Below are 17,310 nucleotides of genomic sequence, written 5' to 3' on the forward strand. Positions count from 1 at the left end.
GCCCGACGCCGCCCCCGCCCGCCCATCGCGCGTCTGACCCCTCCCACAACTCCGTCTGCCAGATGTTCTTCTCGCCGGGGCGGAAGTGTCCGGGCGCACGGCTATACTGGCTGGAGGGAGAGCAACCGGGGAGCGGAGGTGCGTCATGGGCGGCAATTCCCTGCACGGAGTCAACCTGACGGGCTGGCTGACGCTCGAGTCGTGGGTGACCCCGGAGCTCTTTGCGGAGGCCGGCGCCCTTGACGAGGAGACGCTGGTCACCGCCCTCGGCCGCAAGCGCTACGCCGACGTCGTCCGCGCCCACCGCGAGGACTTCGTCACGCGCGAGGACTTCGTCAAGATCGCCTCGCGCGGGTTCAACGCCGTGCGCCTCCCCGTGCCCTGGTACGTCTACGGCGCGCAGGGCCCCGAGCCCGGCCCCTACGTGGGCTGTATCGAGCTGGTGGACGAGGCGCTGGACTGGGCCGAGGAGATTGGACTCAAGGTGGTCTTTGCGTTGGCCATGAACCTCGGCGCTCCGCACTCCGGAAACGGCGTCTCCCCGGACAACGCCGACTGCCACGTCACGCGCGAGCGCATGCTCGACGTGGTCTTTGCCCTGTCCAAGCGCTACGCCTCGCGCGTGGGCTTCTTCGGCATCGAGCTCGCCGACGACGTGGTGCCCCAGGTCCGTCGCGGCCTCACGCTCACCGACGGCGTGCCCATCCACCGTCTGCGCAACTACTACCGTGAGGCCTACGAGCTCGTGCGCAGCGCCGCGGGGGACGACCCCGTGGTCATCATGCCGGACGGCGGCGTCCCCGCCGACTGGCGACGCTTCATGGCGCAGCGCCACTACCGCAACGTCTGGCTGGACTGCCACCTGGACCACACCGTCCCCAACGTGGACGTCTCCGGTCCCTCCGGCGTCCGCAAGCTCGTGGCCGCCCACGCCCGCCACGTGGCCGACGCCCGTCGCACCGGCATGCCGGTCATGGTGGGCAAGTGGTCGTCCTCGCTGCCGATCGCCGACGCCCAGATGACGCCCGAGGGCCGCATCGCGCTGGAGCGCGTCTACACCTCCGAGCAGATCTCCTCCTACGAGAAGTGCCCCGCGTGGTTCTTCAACACCTGGAAGACGAGCGGCATGCTCGCCGGGTGGGACGCGCGCGTGGCCCTTGCCACCTTCGAGCGCGGGATGATCGTGTGACGGCTGGCGAGAAGAACCTGCAGGCCGCGGCGGGCGCCTCGGCCGGTGCCGGCCCCGCGGACGTGCTGGCGGGCCCCCGTCCGGCGGATGCCCCGGCGGATAGCCGTCCCGCCGTCGCGTCGACCGATTCCCGTCCTGCCGCCGTATCGACTGGCCCCCGCACCGCGGGCCTGCTCTCCGTGGTGGGCACGCCGATCGGCAACCTCCGCGACGCCTCCCCGCGCGTGGTGGAGACACTCGGCGCGGCCGACCTCGTGCTCTGCGAGGACACGCGCGTCACGGGGCGTCTCATGAGCGCCTTCGGCCTGCACGCGCGCCTGGAGCGCTGCGACGAGAACGTCATGGGCGAGAAGGTCGCTGGCGTGCTGGCGCGCCTCGAGGCCGGCGAGCACGTGGCCTTTGTCTCCGACGCGGGCATGCCGGGCGTCTCCGACCCCGGCCAGCGGCTCGTGGACGCGGCGCTCGACGCCGGCCTGCGGGTGGAGGTGGTGCCGGGGCCGAGCGCCGTGACCTGTGCGCTCGTGGCCTCGGGGCTCGCGAGCGAGCACTTCTTCTTCGAGGGCTTCCTACCGCGGCGCGCCGGCGCCCAGCGGGCGCGGCTCGAGGAGCTGGCGCTCGTGCCGGGGACGCTCGTGGCCTACGAGAGCCCGCGCCGCGTGGCCGAGACGCTCGCCAACGTGGCCGCGGTCATGCCGGGACGCCGCGTGGCACTGGTGCGGGAGCTCACCAAGGTCCATGAGGAGGTCGTGCGAGGCGAGGCCGCCGCGCTGGCCGCCGAGGTGGCGGGCCGCGGCGAGGTGCGCGGCGAGTGCGTGATCGTGATCGCGGCGCCGGACGCCGCCGAGCTGGAGCGCCGCCGGGCGGCCGCGGCCGGGCCCGCACGCACGCTGGAGGAGGAGATCGCGGCTGGCCTGGCGGCCGGCGAGCCCAAGAGTGCGCTCGCCAAGCGGCTGGCCCGCGCGTTCGGCCTGCCCCGCGCCGAGGTCTACGACGCCGTCGTCGCAGCGGCCCGCTGAGACGGATTGGCCCGGGCGCCGTTCCCAGCGGCGCCGGCGGCGCACTGTTTCCGGACGTTCTTGTCGAGAAAAACGTCCAGAACTGGTGCGTCCTTCTCGCCACTTCGGGCCGCGCACCGTTTCTGGACGGTTCTGACGAGAAAACCGTCCGGAGTCGGTGCCGGCCTCCTCGTCATCTCAGCCGCGCACCGTTTCCGGACGTTCTGAGAGAGGAAACCGTCCGAAAACGGTACGTCCTTCTCGCCGCCTCGGCCGCGCACCGTTGTCGGACGGTCCTGTTGAGAAAACCGTCCGAATCCGGTGCGCCGCCGCGAGCGCACCCCCCGCCCGCACGTCCTTCTCGCCGTGCGGGCCCTCTGCGGTACAATCGACTCCGCATGCACGTCCGTCATGAGGAGCCGACCTATGGTAGAGAAGCCGTCCTACTTCATCACCACCCCCATCTACTACGTCAACGCCGACCCGCACCTGGGCACCGCGTACTGCACCATCCTCACCGACGTCCAGGCGCGCTTCCGTCGCGCGGCCGGCTACGACGTCAAGTTCCTGACCGGCATGGACGAGCACGGCGAGAAGGTCGCCGAGGCCGCCGCCGAGCACGGCATGACCCCGCAGCAGTGGTGCGACTCGCAGGAGCCGCACTTCAAGGACCTCTGGCGCGAGCTCGAGATCTCCAACGACGACTTCATCCGCACCACCGAGCCGCGCCAGCACCACGCGGTGCAGTACCTCTGGGAGCGCATGCGCGAGGCCGGCTACATCTACAAGGGCTCCTACGACGGCTGGTACTGCGTGCCGGAGGAGACCTACTTCACCGAGACGCAGGTCAACAAGGCCGACGAGGAGCGCGGCACCAAGGGCGAGCACCTCTGCCCGGACTGCGGGCGTCCGCTCGAGCGCGTCCAGGAGGAGTCCTGGTTCTTCAAGCTCTCCGCGTTCCAGGAGCCGCTGCTCAGGCTCTACGACGAGCACCCCGACTTCGTGCAGCCCGACTTCCGCATGAACGAGGTGCGCAGCTTCGTGGCCGGCGGCCTGCAGGACCTCTCGGTCTCCCGCACCACCTTCGACTGGGGCATCCAGCTGCCCTTTGACGAGAGGCACGTCACCTACGTCTGGTTCGACGCGCTGCTCAACTACGCCACGGCCGTGGGCTTCGGCCGCGACGACGAGGCCTCGAGGGCCGAGTTCGCGCGTCGCTGGCCCGCGCAGTGCCACGTGGTGGGCAAGGACATCATCCGCTTCCACTGCGTGATCTGGCCGGCCATGCTCATGGCCATCGGCGAGGCCCTGCCCGAGCACGTCTTTGCCCACGGCTTCCTCACGGTCCGCAACGCCGAGACCGGCAAGGCCGAGAAGATGAGCAAGTCCCGCGGCAACGCCATCGCGCCGCAGGACGTGATCGACCTTCTGGGCGTGGAGGGCTACCGCTACTACTTCATGACCGACGTGGCCCACGGCGAGGACTCCGCGATCTCCTTCGAGCGCATGGAGCAGGTCTACAACGCCGACCTGGCCAACAGCTGGGGCAACCTCGTCAGCCGCTCGCTCAACATGAGCGCCAAGTACTTCGACGGCAAGACGCCGGAGACCCCGGAGGGCTGGGCCGAGCAGGGCGGCGTCCTGCACGACGTGGCCGACGGCATCTACGACCGCTACGCCGCGTGCATGGAGCGCTTCGACTACGTGGGCGCCAAGGACGCCGTGATGGAGCTCGTTCACGCCGCCAACCACTACATCGAGGACTCCGCGCCCTGGGCCGTGGCCAAGGACCCGTCACGCGCCGGGGAGCTCGCGGGCATCATCCGCGACCTCCTGGAGTCCATCCGCATCTGCGCCCACCTGTTCGCCCCGTTCATGCCTAAGACCTCGGCCGAGGTGCTGCGCCGCATGAGCCTCGAGGAGGAGGCGGCCACCGACGACCTGCGTGCCGCCTGCGCCTGGGGTGGCCTTGCCGGCGGCGTGGACGTGACCAAGGGCGACGCGCTCTTCCCGCGCCTCGACACCAAGAAGTAGGCGGTCGTGGGCGAATCTCCCCTGGCGAGCCCCGGCGCCACGCGTGCGCTGCTCGAGGCCTACGGGCTGGCCACCAAGCACCGTCTGGGCCAGAACTTCCTGGTGAGCAACGCGGTCATCGAGAAGATCATGGACCTCGCCGAGCTCACGGGCACCGAGCGCGTGCTCGAGGTGGGCCCGGGCATCGGCACGCTCACGCTGGCGCTTCTGGCCGAGGGCGGGCGCGTGGTGGCCGTGGAGGCCGACCGCGAGCTGGAGCCGGTGCTCTCGGCCCACGCGGCGGCCCACCCCAACCTGGCCTTCCTCATGGGCGACGCCCTCTCCGTGGACGGCGAGAAGATCGTGGAGGCCGCGGGCGGCGCGCCGGAGGTCATGGTCTCCAACCTGCCCTACAACGTGGCCGCCACGATCATCCTCAAGTACCTCCAGGAGATGGCGAGCCTGCGGCGGCTCGTGGTGATGGTGCAGGCCGAGGTGGCGGACCGCATCTGCGCCGCGCCCGGCAACAAGACCTACGGCGCCTACACGGCGAAGCTGGCCCTGCTCGCCCGCGTGACCGGGCGCTTTGAGGTGGGGCCGGGCAACTTCATGCCGCCGCCGCACGTGGACTCGGCCGTGGTGCGCCTGGACCGCGCGCCGCTTACGGACCCCGCCACGGGTAAGCCGCTCTCCGCTGCGTGCCTGGCCGCCGTGGGGACGGTGATCGACGCCGCGTTCGCGCAGCGCCGTAAGACCATCAGAAACTCGATGTCCGCCTCCGGCTTCGAGAAGGGCGCGCTCGACGCGGCCTTTGCCGCCTGCGGCGTCGCGCCGACCTGCCGCGCGGAGACGCTCGCGCCGGAGGACTTCGTGCGGCTGGCGGTCGCGCTTGAGGGGGCGGAGGGCGCTGCGACTGGCGGCGCCGGTGCCGCGTCCGGTGGCCCGGCCGCCGCCGTTGCCGCCCCTGACGCCCCGGCCGCCGTCAACGCCACCGATGCCCCGGCCACCGCCACCGACGTCCCGGCCACGCCTGACGAGGGAGCACACCATGCCTGATCCCGTTGCCCTCGACCACCTCACGCTTGCCGACGGCGAGCTCTTCCACGACCGCAAGGGCCGCGCGTGCCCCCTGCCCGCGCCGGCCGCGCCGCTCGCGGACACCCACGGCCACCTCACGAGCTTCCGCGCGCACGACCCGGCGCTCGCCCTGGCCCGCGCCGCGCTCGTGGGCGTGCGGCTGCTCGTGGTGCCCGTGGACCCGGTGGACGACGTGCCCCGCAAGTGGCCGAGCGTGCCCGCGTTTCTCTCCTGGCTGGACGAGCAGGTGGAGCTTGCGCGCGCGTGCCTGGACGAGTGCGCCGAGCAGGGCTTCGTGCCGCCGGCCTTCGAGGGCTTCGGGGACGTGCCCGACCTGCTGGACAACGTGCGGATTGTGGCGGGTGCGCACCCCTACGGCGCCGCCCAGCTCGACGACGAGGCGATGTCGCGGCTGCGCGAGCTTCTCGCCAGCCCCCGGGCCGTAGGCGTGGGGGAGTTCGGGCTGGACTACGGCCCCTACAACGAGGTTCCCTACCAGGTGCAGGAGGAGGCCTTCCGCCGGCAGCTCCGCCTGGCCCACGAGCTCGGGCTCCCCGTGGAGCTCCACATCCGCGACGCCGCCGGCGACGTCCGGGGTGGAGCGCACCTGGACGCCGCGCGGATCCTCGCCGAGGAGGGCGTGCCGGAGCGCGGCTGCGACCTGCACTGCTTCACCTCGGGCCTCAAGGTGATGGAGGACTTCACGCGGCTTGGCTGCCACGTGGCCTTTGGCGGGGCGGCAACCTTCAGCCGCTCCGACGACATTCGCGAGGCGGCCACGTTCTGCCCCGAGCGCTACCTGCTCACGGAGACCGACAGCCCCTACATGGCGCCGGTGCCCCTGCGCGGCGAGGAGTGCGAGCCCGCGATGGTCGCGTTCACGGCGGCCAAGGTCGCGGAGGTGCGCGAGGCAGCCGGCCGCGAGGGCCGCGCCGCCACCTATCGTGCGCTCTGGCGCAACGCCTGCACGCTCTTCGACCTGTAGCGGGGCGGGCGTTGCGGGCCGGGGGCCTCGCGCTCGGGACGCCGCCGGCCCGTCCTTCTCGCCGGTCCTTCTCGCCAAGTGCACCCGTCAGGTGTACCCCACAGCACCCTCAACTCAGGTGCACTCCTCAAGTGCACCGAGAAGAACGCCTTTCTCGCCTCAAGTGCACCCAAAACCGACCTAATCGCGTTAAGTGCACTCGTGGTCGGGTGCACTTAACGGGTGCACCTGAGGAAGGGCGTTCAGTGCACCGAGCAGGCGCACTCGGAAGGGGCTGTCAAGGGCGCACGTGAGGAGGGGCGTTCAGTGCAGGCCAGGCGCACCGAGAAAGGTTGCCAAGTGCGCCCGGAGGATGTCGCCAGGTGCACCGACCAGGCGTACCGACCAGGCATACCTGGAGGGCACCGCCAGTCGCGCGCATCGGACGGCGGCCTCGGCGGGGGAGTGCGGGGCGAGAAGAACGCCTGGCAGAGACCCCCTAGCGCCGGGGCCCGCTGCCCAGGGCCAGGCACAGCCGGCGCGGAAGCGGCGCGCGCGCCTGCTCGACGGGGAAGTCCGCGCCCGAGCGGATTGCGGCGATGAGGCGGTCGACGGCCTCGGACGTGCCGCGCCGGCGCCAGCCCATGCGCGGTGAGGCGGCCCAGCGCAGCTGCCAGGCGGCGTCACCCACCACCAGCGCTCCCGACCAGCGGGCGTCGGCCTGGGCGCAGGCGCGCTCGAGGCTCGCGAGCGCCGGGGACGCCGTCGTCGCGTCGAGCGAGGGCGTCGTGACCACGGCATAGACGCGCGTGCCCACAGGAAGGGCGGCCGTGCCCACGTCCCGCCCGGCCGCCAGGCCCAGCACCGCCACGTCCCCTCGCAGGTCCTTCTCGCCGGTCGCGCATGCGAGCTCGGGGACGTCCCCGTTCCCGTAGTGGCGTGCATAGACCTCGAGCGCCTCGGAGAGGTCCGCGAGCAGGTGCATGACGAGCCGGTCCGGGCCCCCGTCCGTGATGTCGCAGGTGACGATTCTCATCCAGCTCCCTCCCTGCCGAGGATGATACCCGTGCGCCGCCCCAGCGTCGCGCTTGCCCGTCAGGCCGCCAGCCGACCGGCCGACGTGGTAGACTATCGACTACCGAGCGACCCCCATCCTCAGTGAAAGGGGGTCGCATGCGTATCGGCCGTGCGCTCCGCGTGGCAGCAGACGAGCTCGCGGAGGTTCTCTGGCCCACGCGCTGCGTCGGGTGCGAGCAGCCGGGCGAGCTGCTCTGCGAAGAGTGCCGCGCGGGCCTTCCCTGGATTGAGCAGCGGCTGGCCTGCCCGGTCTGCGGCGCGCCGTTTGGCTTTCTCGCCTGCACGGAGTGCGGCGGTGGCACCACCCGAACGCCCGACCCGTCCCTTGCCTGGCCGGCGCGCGCCACGGTGGCGGCGCTCGGGTTCTCCGGTACGCCCGCGCGGGTGGTGACCGCCCTCAAGGACGCCCACGAGCTTCGGCTTTCCCCTGTCATGGCGGCAATCATGCTCACGGCGCTGGAGGAGGCGTCGGCGTGGCCGGCGGCAGACGGCGCGCCGCGCTTCTCGCCGGGCGAGACGGACGCGGTGTGCTTCGTGCCCGCGACCTCGGCGGCCTACGTGCGGCGAGGGTTCGACCACATGGAGCTCGTGAGCAGTGAGCTGGCACGTGAGGCGGGCCTGCAGCTTGCGGACGTGCTCGTGCGCAGGGCGGCTCGCGACCAGCGTGAGCTCGGGCGCTCCGAGCGCGCCGCCAACCTCGCCGGCACCGTGCGCGTGGCGGGCGACGTCTCCGGCGCACGGCTCCTGCTCGTCGACGACGTGGCCACCACCGGCGCGAGCCTCGCCGAGGCGACGCGCGCCCTGCGCGCCCGCGGCGCCGCCTCCGTCACCGCCTGCGTCCTGGCCCGCGTGTGGTAGGCGGGGTCTGTCCCGCACGTCCCGCCTCTGGCCGCACGTCTGGGGGTACGTACACCCTCCCGCAGGGTACGTACACCCCGCTTTAGGGTACGTACACTCCCCGACGTCCTTCTCGCCGGGCCGTCTGACGTTTCCGCAGCTAGGTGAGGTGGCGAGAAGGACGCTGGGGTTGCGGCGGTGTACGTACCCTACGACGGGGTGTACGTACCCTGCTCGGGGCGGGCGCCGCGGAGCGCCCGCCTGAAGGCGTGGCCCCGTCTGTCCGACCGGCATGCGGCCGACCGGCCGGTGCGTCTGGGCGGGGCTCCCCTCACCGCGAGGCGTCCGCGCGGTATACTGTGGGCGTCTCGACCCAGGTCTGTGGTTGCGGGCGGGCGTCGCCTGGCGGCAGCCGCCCAAGTCCATGCCAGACGAGGGCAAAGGGATCCACGTAAGCCCGGACGTGCGCGCCCGGGCGATCATGGCTCGTCCTAGAGGTAAGTCGCACCGCCCGTCATACGCAAGAGGCATCCGGCCTCGCGGGCGAGAGGGGCTAGAGTGGAGGCGCCGCGGCGCCGGAAGCGACGTCCCCGGTGTGCGGGTGTGGGGGCAAAGACCAGGTCAGCTGGGTGAGACGGACCGAGTGACACGCGAGGGAAGAGGAACTATGCCCACGAGCATCCGCAGCCGCATCCGCGCCATCGCCACGACCTTCGTCGCGCTTCTCGCCGCCGCCGGCATCGCTGGGTGCTCGGCGGGACCCGTGAACCTCGACGACTTCCTCGCGTCCACGTCCGTGGCCGACGCCCGCGCCGCGCGCCGCGACGCGCTCAGCCCCGTGGTGTCCGCCGACGCGCTGCGCCAGGCGGAGACGCTCACCGTGGGCGTCCTTGCCACGGAGACCGCGCCGCTGGCCTTCACCGCGGCGGACGGCACACAGTCGGGCATCGACGTCGACACCGCCCACGCGCTCGCCGACGCGCTCGGGCTGCCCTCGGTGAGCTTCGTCACGGTGGCCGACGTGGCCACGGGGCTCGAGCAGAGCTGCGACGTGGTGATGGGCGTCGACGCCGACGACGCCGGCGGCTCCACGGTGGTGGGCTCCTACGCCCAGAGCGCGACGGCCCTCTTCACCCGCCAGGACGTCACCGCGCCGATCGACGCCTCCGCCCTCACGGGCGCTACGGTGGGCATGCAGGACGGCTCGGTCTCCCAGAGCATGCTGGAGGGCTACGCCGTTGACGTGGCCGAGTCCACCTACCCCAACCTCAACGAGGCCTTCGACGCGCTCAACGCCGGCGAGGTCGACTACGTTGTCTGCGACGCCCTCTCCGGCGCCTACCTCGCCACGGCCTATCCCGGTACCGTCTTTGCCGGCACGCTCGACGAGCCCGTCTCCCTGGGCGTGGCCGTCTCCAACGACGCGCTTGCCTCGGCTGTGGAGGGCGCGCTCTCCTCTATCCAGTCCAACGGCGTGGGCGACCTCGTGCGGTCCCGCTGGCTCGGCGCGATGCCGGCCCTCACGCCCGAGTCCCGCGTGACGGGCCTCGTCGAGCGCACCGAGGACGCGCCTGCCGATGCGCCCGCTGACGCGTCCGCCGACGGCGCTGACGACGCCGCCGCCGACGCGCCCGCCGACGACGCCGCCGCCGACGCGCCCGCCGACGACGCCGACGCAACGCCCGCCGAGTAGGAGCGCCCGTTCGGGAGGCTCGACCCGCCATGAGCGTGGACTGCCCCGCCCGCAAGTGGGTATCAGTGTCCTAAGGGCGCCGGTCCCATTGCCGCGCCCCTCGTCAACCGAAGGAGGTTCGCATGGTGGACATCAAGATCTCGGGCCGTAAGGTGAGCGTCTCCGACTCCCTGCGCGAGCACGTGGAGGAGAAGGTGGGCAGCGCCCTCAAGGTGTTCGACATCAAGCCGATGACGTGCGACGTCGTGCTCCGCGTGGACAAGAACCCCTCCAACCCCGAGCGCAAGGCATGCGAGGTCACCGTCTTCGTGCGTGACAACGTGGTGCGCGTGGTTGCCAGCTCCGACGACATGTACGCCGCCATCGACGAGGCCGCCGACAAGGTCACCCGGCAGCTCCGCAAGTACAAGACCCGCGTCATCGACCGCCGCCAGCGCGTCGCCCAGGCCAAGGGCGGCACCGTCACCCAGGAGGACCTCGCCGCCCTCATCGAGCCCGGCCCGGACGAGACCGACGACGACCAGCTCGTCCGCGAGAAGTACATCGACCTCGTGCCCATGACGGAGGAGGAGGCGCTCGTCCAGACCGACCTCCTCGGCCACGACTTCTACGTCTTCACCAACGCGACGACGGGCCTCATCAACGTGATCTACCACCGTAAGAACGGCGGCTACGGAATCATCAAGCCCAAGATCGAGGAAGAGAATGAGTAGCAGCACCCAGCAGGAACTGAGCGAGAAGAACCACGAGGCGGCCCCCGACGAGGGGGCCGCTCCCGCGTCGGTCCCGGGCGCGGCTGACGCGCCCGCCGCGGCAGCCGCATCGTCGCCCGCCGCCGCGCCCGCCCAGCCCGTCGACAACGGCCCGGCCACCGAGGAGGTCGCGCACCTGGGGAAGGCCTACCACCGCGCGTCCAACGTGCGCATCATCGTGGACTCCTGCGCGGACTTCGCGCCGGAGGTCGCCGAGGCGCTGGGCGTGGAGGTGGTGAGCTTCTCCTACGTCATGGGCGGGGAGGAGCACGCCGACGACCTCTGGCGCTCCATGACGCCGCAGGAGTTCTACGGCCGCATGCGCGCCGGCGAGTACGCCACCACCTCGGCCGTGACGCCCGGTCACTACCTGGAGGTCTTCGAGCGCGCCGCCCAGGAGGGCACGCCGACGGTCTACCTGGCCTTCACGCGTGGCCTCTCCTCGAGCGTGGACACCGCGCGCCAGGCGGCCGACATGGTGCGACAGGACCACCCGGACTTTGAGATCTACGTGGTGGACAACCTCTGCCCGTCGGCCGCCGCCGAGCTCCTTGCCATCGAGGCGGTGCACCAGGCGGCCAGCGGGCTCACCGCCAGGGAGCTCGTGGCGTGGGCCGAGGAGGCCCGCTACTACATACAGGGCTACTTCACCCTGGAGTCCTTCGACGCGCTGGCCCGCGGCGGGCGCATCCCGCCGGCGGCTGCGCAGGTGGGAGGCAAGCTCGACGTCAAGCCGGAGCTTTCCTACGACCTCAACGGCGCGCTGACCCTGCGTGGGCTGTGCCGCGGCCGCAAGAAGGCCCTGCGCGCCATCATCGCCGACTTCAAGGCCAACTACCTCGGCGCCGAGGGCGGGGACAACCGCCTGCCCATCGGCATCGTCTCGACGGACGCCGAGAAGGACGCGCGCTGGCTGGCCGACCAGATTCGCAAGGAGCCCGGCTGCTCCGACGTGCCGATCATCTACAGCTCGGTCTCCCCGGTCGTCGGCGCCCACGTGGGGCCCGGCATGGTGGCCGTGGTCTTCTGGGGCAAGGACCGACGAGAGGCGCTCTCGTTCACCGACCGGATCGCCCGCCGCGTGCGGGGCGAGCGCTAGCCCCGCACGCAGGCCTGCCCGCGGCCGGCCACGAGGGCGCGCCCGCACTAGGTAGGCTGCGGAGGGGGCGTGGCCGTGAGGAACGGAGGCGTCTGTCACACAGGCAGGTGGGGTAAGCTAGCCTATGTGACAGACGCCTCCGTCCCCGTGCCGTGCCCCGGCGCGAGGCCCCGGAAGAAAGGAACCCCACACACATGACTCACACCCGCATCCGCAAGGTCGCCCTCATCGGTACCGGCATCATGGGCGCGCCGATCGGCGGCCACATCCTGGACGCCGGCTTCGACCTCACGGTCCACAACCGCACGCGCGAGAAGGCCGAGGGGCTTCTCGCCCGGGGCGCGCACTGGGCGGACAGCCCCGCCGCCGCGGCGGCCGACGCCGACGTGGTGCTCACGATGGTGGGCTACCCCAGCGACGTCGAGGACGTCTACCTGGCCACCGACGGGCTCATCCGCGCGGCGAGGAAGGGCGCCTGGCTCATCGACCTCACCACGAGCTCCCCGCAGCTCGCGCGCGACATCCACGACGCCGCCGAGGTCGAGGACAAGCACGCCTTCGACTGTCCGGTCACGGGCGGCGAGCAGGGCGCCGTCGACGGCACCCTCACGCTCATCATGGGCGTCACCGAGCAGGAGGCCGCGCCGGTGCTGCCGCTGCTGGAGTGCTTCTCCAGCCGTCGCTTCTACTTCGACGTGCCGGGCGGCGGCCAGACGGCCAAGCTCTGCAACCAGGTGAGCCTCGCCTCCTGCATGGTGGGCTACGCCGACGCCGTGGCCCTCGCCGAGCAGTCCGGCATCGACGTGGACCGCATGCTCGAGGTGCTCGCCTGCGGCACGGGCGGCTCCGGCGCTTCAAAGACCCTGGCGCCGCGCTCGGTGGCCGGCGACTTCAAGCCCGGCTTCATGGCCGAGCACCTGCGCAAGGACATCGCGCTCGCGCTCTCGCGTTCCGAGGACCTCGACATCACGCTGCCTGGCGCCGAGACGGCCTTCACGCTCTTCGACATGCTCTGCCAGATCGGCGGCGCGCGCATGGGCACCCAGGCCATCACCCTGCTCTACGACGACGAGGCCACCTGCACCGCCGCCGGGCTCGACTGGTCGCTGCTCGATCAGGACGAGGAGGACGGCTGCGGCTGCGGGCACGACCACGGCGACGGCCACGAGTGCCACTGCGGCTACGACCATCACGAGGACGGCCACGAGTGCCACTGCGGCCACGACCACGCCGGCGAGAAGGACCACGAGTGCTGCGGCGGTCACGGCGACGACCACGAGTGCTGCGGCGGTCACAGTCACCACGAGGACGGCCACGAGTGCCACTGCCACCACGAGGGCTAGCCGCGAGGGCCTGCCCGCGTACGCCCTAGCACCCGCACGCGCCCAGCGGCGCCCGCACGCCCCGGCGCAGGAGCGACCTGCAGCCCGCGGGTTCTTCTCGCCTGGCCGCCTGAAGGAGAAAGAAGGAACCACCGACCTTGAACGAAAACGACATCCCCCAGAGCTCCATCGCGGTGCTCATCGACTACGAGAACCTGGCGCTCGGCACCGGGAGGCGCAAGCGCAACGGCCACCAGGAGCCGGGCCCGCTGCCCGACGTCAAGCTCATCCTGGAGCGCCTGGTGGACAAGGGCCGCATCACGGCCAAGCGCGCCTACTGCGACTGGCAGCGCTTCTCCGACGCGGTGACGCCGCTCCACGAGCTCGGCATCGAGCTCATCGAGATCCCGGACCGCGCCTACACGGGCAAGAACTCCGCCGACATCCGCCTGGCGGTGGACGCCATGGAGATCTGCCTGACCAAGGACCACATCGACACCTTTGCCATCCTCTCCGGGGACTCGGACTTCTCGCCGCTCGTCTCCAAGCTCAAGGAGTTTGGCAAGACGGTCATCGGCGTGGGCATGAAGGAGGCCACGAGCTCGCTGCTCACCGAGGTCTGCGACGAGTTCCTCTTCTACGAGGACCTCACGCGCGGCGCCGGCATCCCGGACTTCACGTCCAAGGTCCCCAAGGAGCGCCAGGAGTGCTACCAGCTGCTCTTTGAGACCATCGACGCCCTGCAGCGCGAGAGCGACGGCTTCATCCTGGCCTCGCGTCTCAAGGACACCATGAAGCGCAAGCGCCCGCAGTTCGCCGAGGGCACCTACGGGTACCGCTCGTTCACGGCGCTTCTGCGCGAGGCGTCCAAGCTTGGCTTCATCGAGATTCACCAGGACCCCAAGAGCGGCACCGCCGTGGTCGACGGGTTCTGCGAGTAAGGAGGACTCATGGCAGATGTGGACAGCTCGCAGATCGCGGGCCTTGTGAAGGAGCTCTCGGGCGCAAGCAGGAGGCGCCGCCAGGAGGTCGCGCACCAGCTGGCGCTCGCGGCCAAGGCGCGGCCGCAGATCATGCTCGACTACGTGGACGAGCTCGTCGACGCGCTCTACCGCCCGGAGGCCCAGACGCGCTGGGAGGTGCTCGACGCCCTCTCGGCCGTGGCCGAGGTGGAGCCCGACCGTGTGACGGGCGCCTTCGACGGCGCGGAGGCGTCGCTTTTTGACGACGGCTCGGCCACGGTGCGCCTGGCGGCCTTCGTCTTCCTGTGCCGGCTCTCCGCGAGCTCGGCGGAGCGCTCCGACGAGGCCTGGCCGCTGCTCGACGAGGCCATCCAGTGCTACCACGGCGACGCCGAGTACCGCGACATGCTCGTGGCGCTGCTCTCCGTGGCGCGCGGCGCGGCCTCCGAGGCCACCAAGAAGGCCCTTGGCGCGCGCGTGAAGTTCGACGCCGAGAACGGCTCCGGCTACGTCAAGACCCTCTCGCAGGAGATCGTCGACGCGCTGAAGTAGGGCGCTTCGGGCTGGGGCGGCGGTGCGCGGGCGGTCGGGCCCGCCGCCGCGCGGGCAGCCGGGCCCGTCCGTCCGCCGCCGTGGCGGGCCCCTTCCGGGCCGCCCGCTTTCAGGCGCGTCGGAGCGTTGTGCGGCCCCTGTGCCGCCCGCGGCGCGCGCCGGCCGGCGGCGTAGAATCAGACAGACTGCGTACCTGCGGCCCGCCGACCGGCGGGCCCGACCATGAGGGGGGACCCATGGCAGACCCACGTCTTGCTGAGCACAAGGGCGCTGGCGAGAAGAACGACGAGAAGCGCGCGAACAAGGCGGGCTCCGCGGACAAGGCCGGCGGGGCCGCGGAAAAGCCCGCCGCGCGCCACGGCCACGTGCTGCCGACCCCGGCCTGGGTGGCCGTGTGCGTGGCGGTCCTGGTGATCGGCGTGCTCGCGGGGCACTTCCTGCTGGGAGGGCCCGGCGGCGTCTCCCTTGCCGGGCGCACGACCCTCTCCGCCGCCGAGCTCGACAGTACCGTGGCAACCTACACCTACGAGGGCCGCACCAACAACATCACCGCGCGCGAGGTTCTCGAGGAGGCCAACGGCTCCGCGCTCGGCGCCAACGACGACGGTACCTACAACGTGCCCGCCGCCTCCGACGTGGTGGCCTACGCGCAGAACCAGATCCTGCTGGCCCAGGCCGAGGACCAGGGCATCACCGTCTCCGACGACGAGCTCTCGGACTTTGCGAGCTCCAACTTCGGCACGGACGACTTCGACACCATCGCCGCAAGCTACGGCGTCGACGCGGACACGGTGAGGAGCATGCTGCGCGAGACGCTCACCGTCCGCAAGCTCCAGGACAGCGTGGTGACCACCGAGCTGCCCGAGCAGCCCACCCAGCCCGCGGAGCCCGCCGAGGGCCAGGAGGACACCCCCACCGCCGACTACGCGAGCTACGTGATTGCCCTTCTCGGCGACGAGTGGGACGCCGACGCCAACGACTGGGCACGCACGGACGGGGACTACTACGCCACCCTCTCCAGCTACGAGATCACCAACGACGCGGCCACCTACGCGGCGGCGAGCGCGGCCTACTCGGTGGCGTCGAGCCTCTACCAGAACGCCTACGCGCAGCGCTCCACGGAGTGGAACTCCTACACGGACGCGCTGCTCTCCCAGGCCACCATCCAGCTCGGGTCGCTGGCGGAGTAGGGGAGCGAGGGGGCTCAGGATGCGCGTGGCGATAAGCTCCTGCCTGCTGGGCGCCCCGGTCCGCTATGACGGTGGCGCCAAGCCCTGCACCGAGGTGATCGAGCTGGCGGGCAAGGTCGACGTGTGCCGCGTCTGCCCAGAGACGGCGAGCGGCCTCCCCGTGCCGCGCCCGCCCGCGGAGCAGCGCGAGGGCCGCGTGTTTCTTGCCGACGGGCGCGACGTGACCGAGGACTTTGCCCGGGGCTCCGAGCGCTGCCTGGCGACGGTGCGCCGCACGCGGCCCACTTTGGCCGTGCTCAAGGCAAAGAGCCCGTCGTGCGGCGTCGGTCTGGTCTACGATGGAACCTACTCTGGAAGACTGATACCGGGCCAGGGCGTCTTTGCCGAGCGGCTCGGGAGGGAGGGGATCTGCGTGGTCACCGAGGACACCGTCAAGGCGTGCAAGCCGAGCGTCGAGCACCCTGTTGCCATCGTGCTGGGAAGCGGGCTGGGGCACCTGGGCCAGCTCGTGCGCCCCGTGCGCCGGATCGACTACCGTGACATTGATGGCTTCCCCGTGGGCGCGCGCCCCGTGGCGGGGCACCGCTTCGAGGCCACCGTGGGCACCATCGACGACGTGCCGGTGGTGGTCTATCCCGGCCGCATCCACCTCTACCAGGGCTACTCCGCCGCCGAGGTGACCTCGCTCGTGCGCCACGCTCACCACCTGGGCTGTCGCGACATCGTCTTTGCCTGCGCTACGGGCGCGGTGCCGGGCCAGGCGCACGTGGGCCTGGGCATCCTCACGGACCAGATTAACCTCACCGGGCACAACCCGCTGGCCGAGTGGGAGGGCCTGCGCGACGTGGAGAGCCCCTTCGTGGACATGAACGAGGCCTACTCGCCCTACCTGCGAACCATCGCGCGCGGGGTGGCCGACGACCTGGGCGTCGCCGTGGAGGAGGGCGTCTACGCGGGCGTGTTGGGGCCGTGCTTCGAGACGCCGGCCGAGGTGGCGGCGCTGCGCGCCCTGGGCGTCTCCTACGTGGGCATGTCCACGGTGAACGAGGTCATCATGGCAAAGGCGCTCGGGATGAACGTGCTCGGGCTCACGCTCGCGGCCAACGAGTCCGGCGCGCCGGCGGTCTCCCACGAGAGCGTGCTCGCGGCGGCCGAGGGCCACGCCGAGGACTTCGAGCGTCTCGTCCGCGGCGTGCTGCGCCTGCTGTAGAGGGGGCGTGGCGGGCTGCGCGGCCCTTCTCGCCGCCCCGGCCGCCGGCGCCGGCGTCCTTCTCGCCGGCGAGAAAAACAGGGCTTGCGTGGCACCGTCGCTTACCGTATAGTAGTTAGCCGCTTACGCCAGCTTAGCTCAGTTGGTAGAGCACCGCTCTCGTAAAGCGGGGGTCACCAGTTCGAGTCTGGTAGCTGGCTCCAGCGTAAGTGCAGGCCGTCGGGCTTCTCGCCCGGCGGCCTTTTTCGTGCTTTGAGAAAGCCGCGGTCAGCCTGCGGTGTCGCGGGCCCGCCTTCCCGCTGGGTGCTGAGCGGGCCATGCACTCCTATGCAACCCTATGCAATCCCATGCTTTGGAATCAGCGGATGTTGCGCCGTC

General features: G+C 71.4%; 15 protein-coding genes and 1 tRNA gene. 15 read left to right on the plus strand and 1 reads right to left on the minus strand.

Annotation, left to right across the window (positions count from 1 at the left end):
- Nucleotides 1–145: 145 nt before the first annotated feature.
- The 5 genes from H9X80_RS05390 to H9X80_RS05410 all read left to right on the plus strand — a co-directional run bounded on the left by H9X80_RS05390 (nt 146) and on the right by H9X80_RS05410 (nt 6,259).
- Nucleotides 146–1,189 (plus strand): glycoside hydrolase family 5 protein, encoded by a 1,044-nt coding sequence (locus tag H9X80_RS05390; protein ID WP_204793319.1) that lies wholly within the window; start codon nt 146–148, stop codon nt 1,187–1,189.
- A 170-nt stretch (nt 1,190–1,359) separates the two neighbouring features.
- Nucleotides 1,360–2,205 (plus strand): 16S rRNA (cytidine(1402)-2'-O)-methyltransferase, encoded by an 846-nt coding sequence (rsmI, locus tag H9X80_RS05395; protein WP_239471687.1) that lies wholly within the window; start codon nt 1,360–1,362, stop codon nt 2,203–2,205.
- A gap of 405 nt (nt 2,206–2,610) precedes the next feature.
- Complete coding sequence (gene metG, locus H9X80_RS05400; RefSeq protein WP_204793320.1) at nt 2,611–4,218, plus strand: methionine--tRNA ligase; 1,608 nt, start codon at nt 2,611–2,613, stop codon at nt 4,216–4,218.
- A 6-nt stretch (nt 4,219–4,224) separates the two neighbouring features.
- Entirely contained in the window at nt 4,225–5,253 is a 1,029-nt protein-coding gene (rsmA, locus tag H9X80_RS05405) for a 16S rRNA (adenine(1518)-N(6)/adenine(1519)-N(6))-dimethyltransferase RsmA (RefSeq protein ID WP_204793321.1), read from the plus strand.
- Nucleotides 5,246–6,259: a TatD family hydrolase gene (locus tag H9X80_RS05410; protein WP_204793322.1), complete on the plus strand. Its 1,014-nt coding sequence runs from the start codon at nt 5,246–5,248 to the stop codon at nt 6,257–6,259. The genes rsmA and H9X80_RS05410 overlap by 8 nt, the downstream gene beginning before the upstream one ends.
- Before the next feature lie 478 nt (nt 6,260–6,737).
- Here the strand turns inward: H9X80_RS05410 and H9X80_RS05415 are convergent, their stop codons facing one another.
- Nucleotides 6,738–7,274 (minus strand): hypothetical protein, encoded by a 537-nt coding sequence (locus H9X80_RS05415; protein ID WP_204793323.1) that lies wholly within the window; start codon nt 7,272–7,274, stop codon nt 6,738–6,740.
- A gap of 137 nt (nt 7,275–7,411) precedes the next feature.
- Here H9X80_RS05415 and H9X80_RS05420 point away from each other — a divergent pair, with 137 nt between their 5' ends.
- The 10 genes from H9X80_RS05420 (at nt 7,412) to H9X80_RS05465 (ending at nt 17,135) form a co-directional block, all read left to right on the plus strand.
- Complete coding sequence (locus H9X80_RS05420) at nt 7,412–8,173, plus strand: ComF family protein (protein WP_204793324.1); 762 nt, start codon at nt 7,412–7,414, stop codon at nt 8,171–8,173.
- Nucleotides 8,174–8,819: 646 nt separating this feature from the next.
- Entirely contained in the window at nt 8,820–9,845 is a 1,026-nt protein-coding gene (locus H9X80_RS05425; protein WP_204793325.1) for a substrate-binding periplasmic protein, read from the plus strand.
- A gap of 122 nt (nt 9,846–9,967) precedes the next feature.
- The gene (gene hpf, locus H9X80_RS05430) at nt 9,968–10,558 is read left to right on the plus strand and encodes a ribosome hibernation-promoting factor, HPF/YfiA family (RefSeq protein ID WP_204793326.1); all 591 of its coding nucleotides are present in this window, start codon (nt 9,968–9,970) and stop codon (nt 10,556–10,558) included.
- Nucleotides 10,551–11,696: a DegV family protein gene (locus H9X80_RS05435; protein ID WP_204793327.1), complete on the plus strand. Its 1,146-nt coding sequence runs from the start codon at nt 10,551–10,553 to the stop codon at nt 11,694–11,696. Before hpf ends, H9X80_RS05435 begins: the two co-directional genes overlap by 8 nt.
- A 194-nt stretch (nt 11,697–11,890) precedes the next feature.
- Nucleotides 11,891–13,039, plus strand: a complete 1,149-nt coding sequence (locus H9X80_RS05440; protein ID WP_204793328.1) for an NAD(P)-dependent oxidoreductase — start codon at nt 11,891–11,893, stop codon at nt 13,037–13,039.
- A 137-nt stretch (nt 13,040–13,176) separates the two neighbouring features.
- On the plus strand, nt 13,177–13,959 hold the full coding sequence (locus H9X80_RS05445) for an NYN domain-containing protein (protein WP_204793329.1): 783 nt from the start codon (nt 13,177–13,179) through the stop codon (nt 13,957–13,959).
- A 9-nt stretch (nt 13,960–13,968) separates the two neighbouring features.
- Nucleotides 13,969–14,532 carry a hypothetical protein gene (locus H9X80_RS05450; RefSeq protein ID WP_204793330.1) on the plus strand — a complete coding sequence of 188 codons (564 nt, stop codon included), beginning with the start codon at nt 13,969–13,971 and terminating at the stop codon, nt 14,530–14,532.
- Nucleotides 14,533–14,768: 236 nt separating this feature from the next.
- Nucleotides 14,769–15,722 (plus strand): hypothetical protein, encoded by a 954-nt coding sequence (locus H9X80_RS05455; protein WP_204793331.1) that lies wholly within the window; start codon nt 14,769–14,771, stop codon nt 15,720–15,722.
- A gap of 19 nt (nt 15,723–15,741) precedes the next feature.
- Nucleotides 15,742–16,932: a purine-nucleoside phosphorylase gene (locus tag H9X80_RS05460; RefSeq protein WP_204793332.1), complete on the plus strand. Its 1,191-nt coding sequence runs from the start codon at nt 15,742–15,744 to the stop codon at nt 16,930–16,932.
- 127 nt (nt 16,933–17,059) lie between these two features.
- Nucleotides 17,060–17,135, plus strand: a tRNA-Thr gene (locus H9X80_RS05465).
- The last annotated feature ends 175 nt before the right edge of the window (nt 17,136–17,310 follow it).

This window comes from Olsenella profusa, from assembly GCF_016900315.1.
GTDB classification, from domain to species: Bacteria; Actinomycetota; Coriobacteriia; order Coriobacteriales; family Atopobiaceae; genus Thermophilibacter; species Thermophilibacter profusus_A.

What these genes read in the sequence shown, in the direction of transcription:
- hpf (WP_204793326.1), top strand. Translation starts at nt 9,968, where the DNA reads ATGGTGGACATCAAGATCTCGGGCCGTAAGGTGAGCGTCTCCGACTCC.
- H9X80_RS05435 (WP_204793327.1), top strand. Translation starts at nt 10,551, where the DNA reads ATGAGTAGCAGCACCCAGCAGGAACTGAGCGAGAAGAACCACGAGGCG.
- H9X80_RS05415 (WP_204793323.1), bottom strand. Translation starts at nt 7,274, where the DNA reads ATGAGAATCGTCACCTGCGACATCACGGACGGGGGCCCGGACCGGCTC.
- metG (WP_204793320.1), top strand. Translation starts at nt 2,611, where the DNA reads ATGGTAGAGAAGCCGTCCTACTTCATCACCACCCCCATCTACTACGTC.
- H9X80_RS05460 (WP_204793332.1), top strand. Translation starts at nt 15,742, where the DNA reads ATGCGCGTGGCGATAAGCTCCTGCCTGCTGGGCGCCCCGGTCCGCTAT.
- H9X80_RS05440 (WP_204793328.1), top strand. Translation starts at nt 11,891, where the DNA reads ATGACTCACACCCGCATCCGCAAGGTCGCCCTCATCGGTACCGGCATC.
- H9X80_RS05450 (WP_204793330.1), top strand. Translation starts at nt 13,969, where the DNA reads ATGGCAGATGTGGACAGCTCGCAGATCGCGGGCCTTGTGAAGGAGCTC.
- H9X80_RS05410 (WP_204793322.1), top strand. Translation starts at nt 5,246, where the DNA reads ATGCCTGATCCCGTTGCCCTCGACCACCTCACGCTTGCCGACGGCGAG.
- H9X80_RS05425 (WP_204793325.1), top strand. Translation starts at nt 8,820, where the DNA reads ATGCCCACGAGCATCCGCAGCCGCATCCGCGCCATCGCCACGACCTTC.
- H9X80_RS05390 (WP_204793319.1), top strand. Translation starts at nt 146, where the DNA reads ATGGGCGGCAATTCCCTGCACGGAGTCAACCTGACGGGCTGGCTGACG.
- H9X80_RS05420 (WP_204793324.1), top strand. Translation starts at nt 7,412, where the DNA reads ATGCGTATCGGCCGTGCGCTCCGCGTGGCAGCAGACGAGCTCGCGGAG.
- H9X80_RS05455 (WP_204793331.1), top strand. Translation starts at nt 14,769, where the DNA reads ATGGCAGACCCACGTCTTGCTGAGCACAAGGGCGCTGGCGAGAAGAAC.